Source organism: Variovorax sp. 770b2 (genome assembly GCF_900115685.1).
Taxonomy (GTDB): Bacteria; Pseudomonadota; Gammaproteobacteria; order Burkholderiales; family Burkholderiaceae_C; genus Variovorax.
The window spans coordinates 2,631,711-2,644,936 of the sequence record NZ_FOXJ01000001.1 but is presented as its reverse complement, the minus strand read 5'-3'; the positions used below and the strand labels follow the sequence as shown (position 1 = coordinate 2,644,936).

Below are 13,226 nucleotides of genomic sequence, written 5' to 3'. Positions count from 1 at the left end.
AAGCACAACCGAGGAGACACATTCATGAAGATGCGCTACACGGCATTGGCACTGGCAGCGGCGATGTTCGCCGCGCACGGTGCTGCGTCGGCCGGCGAGGCCGAGGCGAAGAAATGGATCGACAGCGAATTCCAGCCGTCGACCCTGTCCAAGGACAAGCAGATGGAAGAGATGAAGTGGTTCATCGACGCCGCCAAGAAGCTGCAGGCCAAGGGCGTGAAGGAGGTGTCGGTCGTTTCCGAAACGCTGACCACCCATGAGTACGAATCCAAGACGCTGGCCAAGGCCTTCGAGGAAATCACCGGCATCAAGGTCAAGCACGACCTGATCCAGGAAGGCGACGTGGTCGAGAAGCTGCAGACCTCGATGCAGTCGGGCAAGTCGATCTACGACGGCTGGGTGTCCGACTCCGACCTGATCGGCACGCACTACCGCTACGGCAAGATCATGTCGCTGACCGAGTACATGGGCGGCGCGGGCAAGGAGTTCACCAACCCGGGGCTCGACCTCAAGGACTTCATCGGCACCAGCTTCACCACCGCGCCCGACGGCCAGCTCTACCAGTTGCCCGACCAGCAGTTCGCCAACCTGTACTGGTTCCGCGCCGACCTGTTCGCGCGCAAGGACCTGCAGGACAAGTTCAAGGCCAAGTACGGCTACAACCTGGGCGTGCCGCTCAACTGGAGCGCCTACGAGGACATCGCCGAGTTCTTCAGCGTCGACGTGAAGACCATCGACGGCAAGCCGATCTACGGCCACATGGACTACGGCAAGAAGGACCCGTCGCTCGGCTGGCGCTTCACCGATGCGTGGCTCTCCATGGCCGGCGCGGCCGACAAGGGCATCCCCAACGGCATGCCGATCGACGAGTGGGGCATCCGCGTGGCTGCTGACAAGTGCACGCCCACGGGCGCTTCGGTCTCGCGCGGTGGCGCCACCAACTCGCCGGCCGCCGTGTACGCGCTCACCAAGTACATCGACTGGATGAAGAAGTACGCGCCCAAGGAAGCCATGGGCATGACCTTCGGCGAATCCGGCCCGGTGCCCGCGCAGGGCCAGATCGCCCAGCAGATCTTCTGGTACACGGCCTTCACGGCCGACATGACCAAGAAGGGTCTGCCCGTGGTGAACGACGACGGCTCGCCCAAGTGGCGCATGGCCCCCGGCCCGAACGGTCCGTACTGGAAGCAGGGCATGCAGAACGGCTACCAGGACGTGGGCTCGTGGACCTTCTTCAAGGGCCATGACGCCAACAAGACGGCCGCCGCCTGGCTCTACGCGCAGTTCATCACCGCCAAGACGACGTCGCTGAAGAAGTCGATCACCGGCCTGACCTTCATTCGCGACAGCGATATCCGCTCGGACTACTTCACGCAGAACGCCAACAAGTACGGCGGCCTGATCGAGTTCTACCGCAGCCCCGCGCGCGTGGCATGGACCCCGACCGGCACCAACGTGCCCGACTATCCGAAGCTCGCGCAGCTCTGGTGGAAGAACGTGGCCGAGGCCGTGACGGGCGAGAAGACCCCGCAGAAGGCGATGGACAACCTGGCCGACGAGATGGACAACGTGATGGCGCGCCTGGAGCGCGCCGGCATGGCCCATTGCGCGCCCAAGCTCAATGCCAAGGGCGATCCGGCCAAGTACCTGAGCGACGATCACGCGCCGTGGAAGAAGCTGGCCAACGAAAAGCCCAAGGGCGAGACCATCGACTACAACAAGCTGCTGGGCGCCTGGAAGGAAGGCAAGGTGCGCTGAGCGCCTGCACCAACCGCTCGTTCGCACAGTCGGGAGGGGCCGCGCCGGAAGGGGCGGCCCCTTTTTTGCTATTGGGGACAGCCCCGGTCGTGGGATCGGCGCGACGGCATGACCAATGGCAGATGCGTTCTGCCGATGCTTGGCTTACATTCGACGGCCCTCGAAACCGCCCACCCAGTGACCTCCAGTTCTCCCAGCTCCGCCAGCCCCCCCGGCCTTGCCGCACGCCCCAAGCGCGTCCTGGTGATCCACTACTCCCAATCCGGGCAGCTCGACAGCGTTGCCGAGCAGATCGTTGCGCCGCTGCGGGCCGATCCGTCGATCCAGGTGCACGAGGAAACCCTGCGTCCGCTGGCGCCGTTCCCGTTCCCCTGGCCGTTCATCACCTTCTTCGACGCGTTCCCGGAATCGGCCCACCTGAAGCCGCCGCCGCTCGCGCCGCTCTCGCTCACGGGCGATGAGGATTTCGACCTCGTCATCCTTCCCTATCAGGTGTGGTTTCTCGCGCCTTCGCAGCCGGTCACCGCGTTCCTGAAGCACCCGCTGGCCAGGCGCCTGCTCGCGGGCAAGCCGGTGATCACGGTCATCGCCTGCCGCAACATGTGGCTGCTGGCCCATGAAAAGCTCAAGGGCATGCTCGACGACGCGGGCGCGCGCCTCGTCGACAACGTGGTGCTGACCGACCCCGGCCCCACGCTCGCCACCTTCTTCACCACGCCGGCATGGCTGATCTGGGGCCGCAAGCGCGGCTTCTGGGGCATGCCCGATGCGGGGCTGAGCACTGCGCAAATTCGTAGCTCGGGCCGTTTCGGCCGTGCGCTGCGCGATGCGCTGCACGGCGACCTGGAGCGCGGCACCGGGCCGCTGCTGGCGGGCCTGGGCGCGGTGCGCGCCAATGCACGCCTGCTCATCAGCGAGAAGGCCGGCACGCGCAGCTTCTTCCTCTGGGGCAAGCTCATCATGGCGGCCGGCGGACCCGGCGCCTGGCAGCGCAAGCCCCTGCTGCTGCTCTATGTTGTGTTCCTGCTTGCGCTCATTGTCACGGTCGTGCCCGTGAGCTTGACGCTGCAGGCGCTTCTGCGACCTTTGTTCAAGGGGTGGCTGACTAAAATGACAGCCCAATTCGAGTGCCCGTCGGGCTCCGCCACGGACCGCTCCCACCTCTATGACGACTGATGTCTTCCTGACCCGCACCGCCGCCTTCCTGCCCTTTTCCCCGGTCAGCAATGAAGACATCGAAGAAGTCCTCGGCCGCATCGCCGGCAAGGCGTCGCGTGCGCGGCGGCTGATTCTTCGCAGCAACGGCATCCAGTCGCGCCACTACGCGATCGACCGCGCCACCGGCCGGCTGGCCATGACCAACGCGCAGCTCACCGCCTCGGCCATCCGCGCGCTGGGCGACGACATCGGCCCGGTCGATTGCCTGGCCACCGGCACCTCGCTCCCCGACCAGCTCATGCCCAACCATGCGGTGATGGTGCACGGCGAGCTCGGCTGGCCGCGGCTGGAAGTGGTGGCCTGCGCGGGCATCTGCCTGGCCGGCACCACGGCGCTCAAGCACGCGTGGCTCTCGGTGCGCGCGGGCGATGCGCGCCGCGCGGTGGCCACGGGCTCGGAGCTCGCATCGGCGGTCATGCGCGGTTCCAATTTCGAGGCCGAGCTCGAACACAAGCTCGAAGCGCTCGAGGCCCGGCCCGAACTCGCCTTCGAGAAAGACTTCCTGCGCTGGATGCTGTCCGACGGTGCCGGCGCCGTGCTGCTGGAGCGCGCGCCGCGCGGGCCGCTGTCGCTGCGCGTCGAATGGATCGATCTCTCGTCGGCCGCGCACGAACTGCCGGTGTGCATGTATGCCGGCGCCGACAAGAACGCCGAAGGCGGCCTGGACGGCTGGGCCCGCACCGCGCCCGCCGACTGGCACCGCGACTCGACCTTCGCCGTCAAGCAGGACGTGCGCCTGCTCAACGACAACATCGTGCGCGCCACGCTCGGCGAGCCGCTCGCGGCCATCATCGAGAAGCGCGGGCTCAGGTCGGCGGACATCGACTGGTTCCTGCCGCACCTGTCGTCGAACTATTTCGTCGAGCCCGTGAGCCGCTGCCTCGAAGCGATGGGCTTCGCGATTCCGCGCGAGCGCTGGTTCAGCAACCTCGCGCGCAAGGGCAATACCGGCTCGGCATCGCCTTACATCATGCTGGACGAGCTGTTCCGCTCCGGGCGCATCCAGCCCGGCCAGAAGCTCCTGATGTTCGTGCCCGAAAGCGGCCGCTTCTCCAGCGGCTTCATCTATATGGAAGCGGTGTAGCCATGGACCTGGACGCAGTTCCGCAGGAGGGCAATGCGACCCTGGACGGCCATTCCAAGCTGATGTACGCGCGCGATGCGCAGGGCCGGGTCGTCACCACCACCTCGCGTGGCTGGGAGGCGGAAGAGATCGTCACCAGCCATGCCGTCGACGTGCTCGTCGAGCAGGCGAAAGAAGCGAAAGAGCGGGCGAAGGCCGGGCTCGCATCGCCGCTCGAATACTGGATGTACGAGCGCCGCATGGACGTGGCGCTGCTCTCGCAGACCAGTGGCTTCTGGCAATGGCGCGTGCGCCGGCACCTGCAGCCGCGGCATTTCGCGGCGCTCTCCCAGGCGCAGCTTGCGCGCTACGCCCACGCGCTGGGCCTTCCGATTCCCACCTTGCAAGGCCTGCCGTGAACTTCCAGCACCAACAGGCGGCGCATTGCGAAAGCGGCGTCATCTCCAGCCTGATGCGCCACCACGGCGCGCCGATGACCGAGAGCATGGCGCTGGGCCTGTCGTCGGCGTTGTCCTTCGCGTACCTGCCGTTCATCAAGCTGTCGGGCCTGCCGCTCATCTCGTACCGCATGCCGCCCAAGGCGATCATCAAGGGCCTTCTGGCACCGATGGCCGCGCGCTTCAGCTTCGAGACCTTCAGGAGCCCCGAGGCCGGGCAGCAGCGGCTCGATGCGCTGCTGGCCGATGGCCAGCTGGTGGGCCTGCAGACCTCGGTCTACTGGCTGCCGTACTTTCCGCCGAACATGCGCTTTCACTTCAACGCGCACAACCTCTTGGTCTACGGCAAGGACGGCGACGACTACCTCATCAGCGACCCGGTGTTCGAGGAACCCGTGCGTTGCGCGAGCGCCGACCTCTCGCGCGCGCGCTTCGCCAAGGGCGTGCTCGCACCCAAGGGGCTCATGTACTACCCGCAGGCCATCGAGCGCAAGACGGTCGACGCCGCCTCGGTGACCAAGGCCATCCGCAAGACCGTGCGCAACATGCTCGCGCCCATTCCCATCGTCGGCGTGCGCGGCATGCGCACGCTGGCCAACCGGATGCAGCGGCTCTCGGCCACCGATCCGCGCAGCGTCGATTTCATCGGCCACCTGGTGCGCATGCAGGAAGAAATCGGCACGGGCGGGGCGGGCTTCCGCTTCATCTACGCGGGCTTCCTGCAAGAGGCGGCGCATCTGCTGGATAAGCCGCAACTGCAGCAGATGTCGGAGCGACTCATCGCCATCGGCGACGGCTGGCGCGCCTTCGCGCTCAAGGCGGCGCGCATGGTCAAGGGGCGCGAGCCCGTCGATCCGGCCGCGCTGGCCGGCAAGCTGCGCGAACAGGCGCAGCAGGAAGAGCGCTTCTTCCGCGATCTCAAGGCTGCCGTCGCCTGAACCGATGCTCGCGCTGAAGAATCTCGGTCACCGCTATCCGCACGCCGAGGCGCCCGCGCTGGCCGATGTCTCGCTCGCCGTGCCACGCGGCTGTGTGCTGGGGTTGCTCGGACCGAACGGCGCGGGCAAGACCACGCTGATCTCGCACCTCTCGGGCGCGCTCGCCGTGCAGTCGGGCGAGATCCGCATCGACGGCCAGCCGCTGCACGAGGTGCGCGCCAAGGCGCCCACGCGCATTGCGGTCGCGCCGCAGGAGCAGGCCTTCTATCCGATGCTCACGGTGGCCGAGAACCTCGCGTGCTTCGCCGCCGCGAGCCGGCTCGCGGGTGCGCGCAGGAAGTCGCGCATCGACGCCTGCGTGCACTTCTCGCAGCTGGAGTCGTTCACGCGCGTGCGCGCCGACCGGCTCTCGGGCGGGCTCAAGCGGCGCCTGAACCTCGCGATCGCTTTGCTGCCCGAACCCGAGCTCATGCTGTTCGACGAGCCCACCGTCGGCGTCGATCCGCAGTCGCGCGCGTTCATCCTGGATGCCATCAAGAGCCTGGCGCAAGCGGGCGCGGCGGTGATCTACGCCTCGCACTACATGGAGGAGATCGAGGCCATTGCCGACCGCGTGGTCATCCTGGACCATGGCCGCGTGCTGCGCGAAGGGTCTCTGGACGATCTGCTGTCCAGGAGTGCGATGCTGCTGACCCTGGCGGCCGACGGGCTCGACGTGCACATGCTGTCGCGCTTCGGCACGGTGGAGCAGGGCGCGGCGCAATGGCGCATCCACCTGAACCCCGGCAGCGGGCCCGGCCCGGTGCTGGCGGCGCTCGAGGCATCGGGCATCCAGGTGCGCCACGCCGAGTTCGGCCGCCACGACCTCGAACAACTTTTCATGACCCTCACCCACCGTTCGCTGCGCGACTGACCGAACCCATGCTGCTGGCGCTCATCAAGAAGGAACTGCTCGCCCTCGTGCGCGACATGCACGGCCTTGCCGTGTTGTTCCTCATGCCGATGGTCTTCATCGTGCTGATGTCGCTCACGCTGAAGGACATCTACCGCCCGCCGCTGGCCGAGCTGACCTATGCCGTCGATGCGCGCGACACCGCGACGCCGGCCAAGTGGCTGCTGCAGATCTGGCAGCGCGGCCACGGCGCGCCGCAGCCGCTCGGTGCAGGCTGGCAGGAGCGCCTTCGCAGCGGCTCGCTCAAGTACGTGATCGTGCTGGAGCCGGGCCTCTCGGAAGAACTGGAGTCGGCCGCGCTCTCGACCAAGGCGCACATCCGGCTGCTGGCCGAACCGGGCATCGACGCGAACCTCTTCAATGCGCTGCGCGCGGAACTCATCGGTGCATCGGGCGAACTGAAGGCGCGCCTCGCGCTGGCCGTGCCCGGCACCGCCAGCCCGGCGCCCGACGCGTCCATCCAGGCGATGGTGCAGGCCGAGCGCTTTTCCACCGCAGGCCCGCGGCCCACCTCGGTGCAGCAGAACGTGCCGGCGTGGCTGATCTTCGGCATGTTCTTCGTGGTGGCCTCGCTGTCCAGCCTGTTCGTGCAGGAGCGCCATTCGGGCGCGCTCGGGCGGCTGCAGAGCCTGGGCGTGTCGCGCACGATGCTGCTGGCGTCCAAGGCCTTGCCCTACCTGGGCGTGAACGCGTTGCAGGCGCTCCTGATGCTGGCGGCCGGCATCTGGCTCATGCCGCTCATCGGTGGCGATGCGCTGTCGCTCGCGGGCATCCACTGGGGCGCCTTGCTGCTCTCGCTCGCGGCCGTGAGCTTCGCCGCGGTGAGCCTGTCGCTCGCACTGGCCTGCTTCGTGCGTACCCACGCGCAGGCCGCCACGCTCGGGCCGATGGTCAACGTGCTGATGGCGGCGGCGGGCGGCATCATGGTGCCCAAGTTCGTCATGCCGGGATTCATGCAGCGGCTGGTCGAGGTCTCGCCGATGAACTGGGGGCTCGAGGCGCTCCTCACCGTGCTGTTGCGCGGCGGCGGCGTGGCCGATGCATTGCCGCAGATCGGCCGGCTGGTCGCGTTCGCGGCGGCCATGTTCCTTCTTGCAGTCTTTCTGTTTCGCAGGCGCACACCGTGAGTACCGCTACCCCAGTCACCCCTGTCACCCCTGAATTCATCGCCAGCCTCAAGACGATGGTGCTCGAAGCCATCGAGAGAGAGGCACCCCCCGGCGGCCTGGGCGACGACGAGCCGCTGTTCGGCCCCCAGGCGCGGCTGGACCTCGATTCGCTCGATGCCCTGCAGGTGTCGATGACCATCCAGCAGCGCTTTGGCGTGCGCATGCCCGACAGCAAGGAAACGCGCCGCGCGCTGACCTCCATCGCCCACCTTGCGCAACACCTTGCACAACATCCCGCGGAGCGCCCCGCGCAGGCGGGAGGGGCATGAGCGACGGCGTCTACCTGGCCGCCACCGGCCTGGCCTGCGTGCTCGGCAACGGCATGCCCCGCGCGCTGGATGCGTTGCGGCGCGGCGGCGTGGCGCCGACGCCCGTTGCCATCGCCCGGGGCGTCGGCTGGCCGGTCTACAAGCTGCCCTCGCAAGAGGGCAACTGGCTGGAGCGCGTGCGGCGCACCGTGTGCAACGTGGTCGCGCAGACCGGCGACTGGGGCGACCGCACGGCGCCGCTCTTCGTCGCGTCGTCGTCGCTGGACATCGGCTACATGGAGTCCGAGAAGCCGGACCTGCGCCTGGGCGGCGACCTGCAGGACTTTGCCGGCATCGTTGCCGCGGCGCTCGACTGGCAAGGCCCGGTCTTCACCATTTCCACGGCCTGCACCTCGGCGCTCAACGCCGTGCTGGCGGCCGCCGACCTGATCCGAAGCGGCGGCGCCGAAGAGGCGCTGGTGCTCGGTGCCGAGCTGGACAACCGGTTCACCGCCGCGGGCTTTCGCGCGATGCAACTGCTCGCCTCGGGCAGCGCCCAGCCCTTCGGTGCAGAGCGAAGGGGGCTGGTGCTCGGCGAGGCCGTGGCCGCGCTGCGCCTGCGCGCGCGGCCGGCGCGCTGGTGCATCACGGGTGGTGCGAACGTGGTCGACGGGCGCAACCCCTCGGGCACCGAGGCCAGCGCCGTGCGCGCGATGTGCCAGGCGGCGCTCGCGCAGAGCGGCCTGCGGCCCGAAGACATCGACCTCATCAAGGTGCAGGCCGCGGGCAGCCCGGTCAACGATGCCATCGAGGTGGAGGCGCTGAAGGACGTGTTCGGACAGCTGCCGCCGCTGGTGTCGCTGAAGTCCTCGCTCGGCCACACGCTGGGTGCCGCGGGCGCCGCCGAGCTGGCCCTGCTGGTCGGCTGCATCGAGGGCGGGGCCTGGCCGTCGACCGACTATCCGCTGGACGACACGCTGGGCATTTCGCTGAGCACCGAGGCGCCCGCGAGGCTGCGCAACATCCTGCTCAACGTGGTCGGCTTCGGCGGCGGGCATGCCTCGCTGCTGCTGAGGGACTGCCACGCATGAGCGCCTTGCCCAGGGAGATCGCCATGAATGCCGGGATCGCAACCGTCTGGCGCACCGTCGCCCACTTCGTCGTTCATCCGCCGCCCGCGGACTGGCGCGACGAACTGGCAAGGCGCCTGGGCCGCAAGCCGCGCCGCGTCGGCGTGTGGACCGAACTGGCGATGTACGGCGCGCGCCGCTGCCTCGATGCAACGGACGAGGCCGCGTTGCCCCCGGGTGCGCGTCTGCGCGTGGCCAGCAAGCGCGGCGCCTGGGGCGCCACGCATGCCGGGCTGGAGCAGCTCGACGCCGGGCTGCCGATGCCGTTCACCTTCATGCAGAGCCAGCCGGCGTTGATGCTCGCCGAGGTCGGCCGCTGCCTCCAATGGCAGGGCGACGCGAGCTTCATGCTGTGCCGCGATCCCGAACGGCTGCTGCAACTGGCCAAGCTGGGCACTCCCCGCGACGGCCTGCTGTTCGGCATCGTCGAGGAGGAGCGCAACGACGAACTGCCGCGCTCGGAGTGGTGGCGCCTCGTGCCCGCCTGATCCGGCCCCTTCCAGAAGCACCGCGGAACCGGCGTTGCCGGGCCGCAGGTGTTGTCCCCGGCAGGGGGAAGGCGAAGCGACACGAAGTGCGCGCAGCCTGGAGGAGAACTCCTATTCCCACCATGCTTCCATCTGGATGCCGAAGGTCGTCGCGTGCCTGCGGCCATCGGCGCCGAAGCTGGAGGCGTTGGCATCGCCCGCGGCCTTGTTCCAACTGGCGCGGGTTGCGTAGATGCGGAACTCCGGCCGGGTCCAGAAATCGGTGTTCGGCGAGAACGCCACCGCGATCGTGCCCTTGTTCAGCGTCTGCCGGGGTTGGTCGTCGGTGCTGCGGCGCGTGGTGGAGACCTCCGCCAGCAGCTTGGTGTACTTGGCGATGCCGTAGGAGAGGCGCCCGCCCAGCGAGAAGTCCTTGGTCTCCGGGCCGTTGTCCGGGCGCGTGGTCTGGTAGCCGATGAGGCCCTGGCCGCCGAAGCGCCCGAACTGGAAATCCATCGAATCCAGGATGCGCCGCTGCTTGGCGCCCGACTGGGGCGTGATCACCGTGCGCTCCACCAGCGGTGCGAACAGCAGCGTGTTCTCCAGCCCGAAGCCCGGGGGCAAGAGGAGGCCCGTGGTGGTGGTGCTGTTGTCCAGGTTGTAGAACTTGCCGCTGAGCGAGGCATGACCGCTGGAGGCCTGCAGGATCACGATGTTGTTCAGGCCCGGCAGGAGGTTCTTCTGGATGTGCATGAGCCCCAGCGCCCCGCCGTCGCGGCCCTTGGCGAAGTCGCCCGAGACGAGGCCGCCGGTCACCGTGAGCTTGCCGCCCGGGTTGGTGGGGATGTCGCGCCACTGCAGGTTGATGCGCTTGGCGTTGTTGGGGTTGCCGCTCTTGTTGTCCACCGAGTCGGCGGTGTGCACGGCCACGTTCAGGCGGCCCATGCCCCACAGCGGGATGTCGTCGATGCCGGCGCCGTAGTTGTCGCCGTCCTCCACCACCCACTTGTCCACGATGTGCACGTCCTGGATGCGGTGGTAGCGCTGGCCGGCCCAGAGCGACGCGGCATTGCCGAAGATGCCGCTGAGCGAGAAGTAGGCCTGCGCGGTGCCGCTCTTGCCGTTGTAGATGGTGGGCATGTAGAACACGCCCCACTTGATGCCCTCGCCCAGGTCGAACTTCTTGCCGATGCCGAACTCCAGGTAGTTGTCGCCCTCGTTGCCCAGGCGGTACTTCTGCAGGTCGCCGCCCAGGGAGTAGCCGCCCTTGAGGTTGCCCTTGCCGGTGCTGTAGAAGCCGCCGCGGCCGTAGCCCCAGAACTCCAGGCCGGTGGCGTCGTTGATCTTCTTGACGAACTCCTTGGTGGGGTCCTTGGCTTCGGCCTGGGGCGGCTCGTCGGTCTGTTCGGCCTGGGCATGGGCCTGGCCATAGAGGCCGGCCAGCAGCAGCACGGCGGTGGCGAGTTGGGTCAGTCTGGTGTTCACAGGGGGTGTCTCCTTGGTTGGGTTTGGTTGTGGAGGGAGGGGTCGGCTGCGTCGGATAAAAGCAGGCCCACACCGGCCGCTGGCGGCAGTGACGGATACAGGCGCAACAAAGGGGAAAGGGGCGCGCTACCGCTTCATCGGGCGACGCGATCGGTGTTCGTCAAAGGTCCATGGATCGACTCCTTTTCCTGGCGTGCGGTAAATGGAAACGAGAGAGAAAAAAAGAGAAAAAAGGGCGTGCGTGTCCTCCGCGAAAGACCGTGGTCTTTCGCGTTGGCGGCGTCAGGAATGGAGCGCTACGCGGCTCGGCGGCGAAGCACGAGGGGCGCTATGAGCGGCGGTACGCGCGTCGCATCGCGACGGGTGAGCGAGCAGGTCGTCGGCATGCTGTATCTCCTCAGTTTCTTGCTGCTTCTCATCGGCAGCGTCTGGTGGTGTTCGTGTGCGCGGAGGGGCGTTTCCCGAGGGAGCCTGTGCGTGACGGCCGCAGTGTAGGGGCGTGGTTTCGCGATGCGGAGTGTGATTTCCCGCACGCAACACAGCGTTATCAACGCAACAACAACTCAGCCCGCCCGGCGGCGCGAGCAAGCCCCGTTCCGCAGCTCAGCGTGCGGCGATGGAATGCTGCAGGTTGGTGCGCGCGCGGGCTTCGAGCAGCGCGTGCATCCGGGGCGTGGCGTAGATCGCCTGGCGGTCCAGAAAGCGCTGCAGGATCGCGCGCCGGCGCGGCAGGCGCACTGCGTCGGGCACGAAGGCGTATTCGGCGTGGACCTGGCGCTCGTACTCGGCAAAACGCGCCGTCTCGGCGCCGAGGATGGAAAGGTCGATGTCGATCAGCAGCTCGGCGTCGCGGCCTTCGGGCACCGCGTCGTGGCGCGTGGCCATGACGAGCACATGAATACGTTCGGCTGCTTCTTCGTTCGCGCCCGCGGCCCGCATGGCTTCGCGCGACCAGTCGGCGCTGCGCGCTTCGTTGTCGTGCGCATGCACGTCGTAGATGGCGTCGTGGAACCAGAGCGCGAGCGCCACTTCGCCGGGGCGCTCGGCCAGCGCCTTCTCGCGCTCGAACCAGACGAGGCATTCGCCCAGGTGCTGCATCGTGTGGTAGTGGCGCTGCGGCTCGCCGTAGCGGCGCTGCAGTTCGAGGCACAGCGCCTGGTCGGGCGCCGCCGCGATGCCCAGGGCGCCCCAGGCCTCGGTCCAGTTCGCGAGCAGCGCCTCGGGTGTCATGGGGCTATTGCTCCATGGCGGCCTTGACCTCCTGGCCGAGGTCGAGCACCGACATCGCGTAGTAGCTGCTCCAGTTGTAGCGCGTGATCACGTAGAAGTTGCGCGTGCCGGCCACGTAGGTCGGCGGTGCGTCGGCGCCGTTCTGCAGTTCGACCAGCGCGAGCAGGCCCTTGTGGCGCAGGCCCTCGCCTTCGGGCACCGCACCGGCGGCCACGAAGCTGTCGGCGCTGAAGCTGGGGAGGATGTCGGGCGCGAGCAGCAGCGCCTTCTGCAGGCGCGCTTCCTCGAAATGCACAGGGTAGGTCGCAGGCATGCCGGCCTTCCATCCGAAGGCCTTGAAATAACTCGCGACCGAGCCGATCACGTCGGCGGTGTTGTTGACCAGGTCGATGCGGCTGTCGCCGTCGAAATCGACCGCGTACTTGGCCATGCTGCTGGGCATGAATTGCGGCATGCCCATGGCGCCGGCGTAGCTGCCGAGGGGGACCAGCGGATCTTCGGCGGTGCGGCTTTCGGTGCTCAGGAAGCTCTCGAGTTCGCCGCGAAAGAAAGCCTCGCGCTCGGCCGCGCGCGGGTGGCCCTGCGGGAAGTCGAACGACAGCGTGGCCAGCGCATCGATCACCCGGAAGTTGCCCATGTTGCGGCCATAGATGGTCTCCACGCCGATGATGCCGACGACGATTTCGGGCGGCACGCCGTACACCTGCTCGGCGCGCGCCAGCGTGGCCGCGTTGTCGCGCCAGAAGCGCACGCCGGCCGCGATGCGCACCGGGTCGATGAAGCGGCTGCGGTAGGTCTGCCAGTTCTTCACCGTGCCCACCGGGCCGGGCAGCATCAGCCGCGGCACGTTGGGCAGGAAGCGGGCGCTGCCGATGGTGGCGCGCACCCATTCGCGGTCCAGGCCCCGGCGCGCGGCCACGTCGTCGGCGAACTGCATCGCGTCGTCGCGCGTGGCGTAGGGGATGGTGCCGCGCACGGGGCTCGCGGCGCCGTTGCGGCCGTTGGCGGATTTCTGGGCCGAAGCTCCCGTGGACCATGTACAGCACGCGGCGAGAAGAACGAGGGCGGCGGCGGTGCGGGAGGGCGTGGGGAGAAAAAATCGCATCGGCC

Annotated in this window: 13 protein-coding genes; 10 read left to right on the top strand and 3 right to left on the bottom strand. The window is 68.1% G+C overall.

The window, feature by feature from the left end:
- Positions 1-24: 24 nt before the first annotated feature.
- The 10 genes from BM133_RS12145 (at position 25) to BM133_RS12100 (ending at position 9,422) form a co-directional block, all read left to right on the top strand.
- On the top strand, positions 25-1,758 hold the full coding sequence (locus BM133_RS12145; protein WP_093434000.1) for an ABC transporter substrate-binding protein: 1,734 nt from the start codon (positions 25-27) through the stop codon (positions 1,756-1,758).
- Between the two features lie 135 nt (positions 1,759-1,893).
- Positions 1,894-2,934, top strand: a complete 1,041-nt coding sequence (locus BM133_RS12140) for a hypothetical protein (protein ID WP_093433998.1) — start codon at positions 1,894-1,896, stop codon at positions 2,932-2,934.
- The gene (locus BM133_RS12135; RefSeq protein WP_093433997.1) at positions 2,924-4,060 is read left to right on the top strand and encodes a beta-ketoacyl-ACP synthase III; all 1,137 of its coding nucleotides are present in this window, start codon (positions 2,924-2,926) and stop codon (positions 4,058-4,060) included. Before BM133_RS12140 ends, BM133_RS12135 begins: the two co-directional genes overlap by 11 nt.
- 2 nt (positions 4,061-4,062) lie before the next feature.
- Positions 4,063-4,458 (top strand): DarG family dialkylresorcinol biosynthesis protein, encoded by a 396-nt coding sequence (locus BM133_RS12130; RefSeq protein ID WP_093433995.1) that lies wholly within the window; start codon positions 4,063-4,065, stop codon positions 4,456-4,458.
- Positions 4,455-5,435, top strand: coding sequence for a BtrH-related acyltransferase DarH (locus BM133_RS12125; RefSeq protein WP_093433994.1), 981 nt, complete (start codon positions 4,455-4,457; stop codon positions 5,433-5,435). Before BM133_RS12130 ends, BM133_RS12125 begins: the two co-directional genes overlap by 4 nt.
- 4 nt (positions 5,436-5,439) lie before the next feature.
- Positions 5,440-6,348, top strand: a complete 909-nt coding sequence (locus BM133_RS12120; RefSeq protein ID WP_093433992.1) for an ABC transporter ATP-binding protein — start codon at positions 5,440-5,442, stop codon at positions 6,346-6,348.
- 8 nt (positions 6,349-6,356) lie between these two features.
- Positions 6,357-7,514, top strand: a complete 1,158-nt coding sequence (locus BM133_RS12115) for an ABC transporter permease (RefSeq protein ID WP_093433991.1) — start codon at positions 6,357-6,359, stop codon at positions 7,512-7,514.
- A complete protein-coding gene (locus BM133_RS12110; RefSeq protein WP_256219155.1) occupies positions 7,511-7,825 on the top strand; it encodes an acyl carrier protein in 315 nt (104 codons plus the stop codon). The genes BM133_RS12115 and BM133_RS12110 overlap by 4 nt, the downstream gene beginning before the upstream one ends.
- Positions 7,822-8,895: a beta-ketoacyl synthase N-terminal-like domain-containing protein gene (locus tag BM133_RS12105; protein ID WP_093433988.1), complete on the top strand. Its 1,074-nt coding sequence runs from the start codon at positions 7,822-7,824 to the stop codon at positions 8,893-8,895. Before BM133_RS12110 ends, BM133_RS12105 begins: the two co-directional genes overlap by 4 nt.
- On the top strand, positions 8,892-9,422 hold the full coding sequence (locus BM133_RS12100; RefSeq protein WP_256219154.1) for a hypothetical protein: 531 nt from the start codon (positions 8,892-8,894) through the stop codon (positions 9,420-9,422). Before BM133_RS12105 ends, BM133_RS12100 begins: the two co-directional genes overlap by 4 nt.
- 111 nt (positions 9,423-9,533) lie before the next feature.
- Here BM133_RS12100 and BM133_RS12095 read toward each other — a convergent pair whose 3' ends face one another.
- The 3 genes from BM133_RS12095 to mltB form a co-directional block, all read right to left on the bottom strand.
- Positions 9,534-10,886: a carbohydrate porin gene (locus BM133_RS12095; RefSeq protein ID WP_093433985.1), complete on the bottom strand. Its 1,353-nt coding sequence runs from the start codon at positions 10,884-10,886 to the stop codon at positions 9,534-9,536.
- Between the two features lie 603 nt (positions 10,887-11,489).
- Positions 11,490-12,116 carry an HD domain-containing protein gene (locus BM133_RS12085; RefSeq protein ID WP_093433982.1) on the bottom strand — a complete coding sequence of 209 codons (627 nt, stop codon included), beginning with the start codon at positions 12,114-12,116 and terminating at the stop codon, positions 11,490-11,492.
- Positions 12,117-12,120: 4 nt separating this feature from the next.
- A complete protein-coding gene (mltB, locus tag BM133_RS12080; RefSeq protein ID WP_093433980.1) occupies positions 12,121-13,221 on the bottom strand; it encodes a lytic murein transglycosylase B in 1,101 nt (366 codons plus the stop codon).
- Positions 13,222-13,226: the final 5 nt, after the last annotated feature.

Coding starts and splice junctions, on each gene's coding strand:
- BM133_RS12115 (WP_093433991.1), top strand. CDS start 6,357: ATGCTGCTGGCGCTCATCAAGAAGGAACTGCTCGCCCTCGTGCGCGAC.
- mltB (WP_093433980.1), bottom strand. CDS start 13,221: ATGCGATTTTTTCTCCCCACGCCCTCCCGCACCGCCGCCGCCCTCGTT.
- BM133_RS12140 (WP_093433998.1), top strand. CDS start 1,894: ATGCTTGGCTTACATTCGACGGCCCTCGAAACCGCCCACCCAGTGACC.
- BM133_RS12135 (WP_093433997.1), top strand. CDS start 2,924: ATGACGACTGATGTCTTCCTGACCCGCACCGCCGCCTTCCTGCCCTTT.
- BM133_RS12100 (WP_256219154.1), top strand. CDS start 8,892: ATGAGCGCCTTGCCCAGGGAGATCGCCATGAATGCCGGGATCGCAACC.
- BM133_RS12085 (WP_093433982.1), bottom strand. CDS start 12,116: ATGACACCCGAGGCGCTGCTCGCGAACTGGACCGAGGCCTGGGGCGCC.
- BM133_RS12130 (WP_093433995.1), top strand. CDS start 4,063: ATGGACCTGGACGCAGTTCCGCAGGAGGGCAATGCGACCCTGGACGGC.
- BM133_RS12120 (WP_093433992.1), top strand. CDS start 5,440: ATGCTCGCGCTGAAGAATCTCGGTCACCGCTATCCGCACGCCGAGGCG.
- BM133_RS12145 (WP_093434000.1), top strand. CDS start 25: ATGAAGATGCGCTACACGGCATTGGCACTGGCAGCGGCGATGTTCGCC.
- BM133_RS12105 (WP_093433988.1), top strand. CDS start 7,822: ATGAGCGACGGCGTCTACCTGGCCGCCACCGGCCTGGCCTGCGTGCTC.